This is a genomic window from Halorubrum vacuolatum, from assembly GCF_900188065.1.
GTDB classification, from domain to species: domain Archaea; phylum Halobacteriota; class Halobacteria; order Halobacteriales; family Haloferacaceae; genus Halorubrum; species Halorubrum vacuolatum.
In genome coordinates this window covers 1-1,494 of sequence record NZ_FZNQ01000058.1, presented here as the reverse complement: position 1 = coordinate 1,494, position 1,494 = coordinate 1, and the positions used below count along the sequence as shown (strand labels likewise).

Annotated in this window: 1 protein-coding gene; it reads left to right on the top strand. The window is 52.5% G+C overall.

What is annotated here, in order from left to right:
• Positions 1 to 168: 168 nt before the first annotated feature.
• On the top strand, positions 169 to 1,350 hold the full coding sequence (locus CHB65_RS16630; RefSeq protein WP_089386125.1) for an aminotransferase class I/II-fold pyridoxal phosphate-dependent enzyme: 1,182 nt from the start codon (positions 169 to 171) through the stop codon (positions 1,348 to 1,350).
• Positions 1,351 to 1,494 lie beyond the last annotated feature (144 nt).

The window sequence follows — 1,494 nt, the reverse complement described above, 5'->3', positions numbered from 1 at the left end:
CGAGCAAGGCGACTCCCATTACCGTCTTCTCGACCTCGTTTTCCTAAACTCATTACGGCGTGATCGCGTTTCCGTCTTCCATTTTCAATAGAGCAGAAGATTCGGGTACCAGAACTCGGTACTGTACATTGAGTGATCGGGATCATCGACAAACGTCAGTGATTACTAATGACGAACGAGAAAACCGGCTATCTGGAGGAAAAGTACGAGAGTCTACGGGAGCAGGGCGAAACGTGGCCCCTGAACCAACTAGAAACCGCATCGCAGGCTAGGCCGATTGTCGAGGGACAGGAGGTGATAATGTTGGCGTCGAACAATTACCTCGATCTCGCGAACGATCAACGTCTTCGAGATGCCACCCAGGATGCAATCGAGTCTTTCGGTGTCGGTGCCGGCTCGGACTGGTCGATTGCCGGATATACCGAGCTACAGGATGAATTGCATGAGGCGATCGCCGATTTCAAAGGGACCGAAGCCGGCCTGTCCTATCAGACGGGGTTTGCTGTCAACGCAGGTCTGTTGCCGCAACTGCTCGAAGGGGGAGATGTGTTCGTATCGGATGCCCTCAACCACGGGAGCATCATCGATGGAATCAGGCTATCCCCCGCTGACGTGGAGATATACGACCACTCGGATATGGGCGACTTAGAGAATACGCTTCGGGAAGTCCATGAGGAGTACAACAGGTGTATCGTCGTCACCGATGGTGTGTTCTCGATGGACGGCGACGTAGCAAAACTCGACGAAATCCAGTCGCTCGCAGACGAGTACGGTGCAATGACCTACGTTGATGACTGTCACGGAGAAGGCGTCCTCGGTGATGGTCACGGGATCACTGCCGAGTTCGGACTCGAGGACGACGTCGACTTTCAGATGGGTAGTTTCTCGAAAGCATGTGGTGGATTCGGCGGTATGCTAGCTGGGGACCAACACGTCATAGATTACGCGTATAACACCTCTCGTACATGGCTTCTCAGTGCTGGCTATCCACCCGCCGTCGCTGCAGCGAACAAGAAGGCGCTCGAAATCATCGATTCCGAACCAGAGCGAGTGCGCAGACTCTGGGAGAAACGCGGCTACTTCGCGGAGGAACTTCAATCGATTGGGTACGATATTGGAAACAGCGAGACACCAATCGTTCCGGCGATGATTGGGAACAGTAAGACGGCTAAAGAGCTTTCCGAACGCCTCTTTGATACCGGGATTTTTGCACTGGCAATCGTTCATCCGATGGTTCCAAAAGGTGAGGCACGAATTCGGAATCAAATCAACGTGGGACTTTCACAAGCAGATCTCGACGAAGCACTTCGGGTATACGAGGAAATCGGTCGCGATCTGGATATCGTGTAGCGGGCGAGTATTCACACTGCTCCCAGCTGAGATTTCAATGACGTTCAAACTGCTGCGTTGAATAGCGATCTTATCTACCGATATCACTGGTTTAGAAGGATGAAGCCGAGGAAATCGAGCTTGGTATGGAGATCGATATCCTTG

Excerpts from the sequence above, each read along its gene's own strand:
- CHB65_RS16630 (WP_089386125.1), top strand. The coding sequence starts at position 169 with ATGACGAACGAGAAAACCGGCTATCTGGAGGAAAAGTACGAGAGTCTA.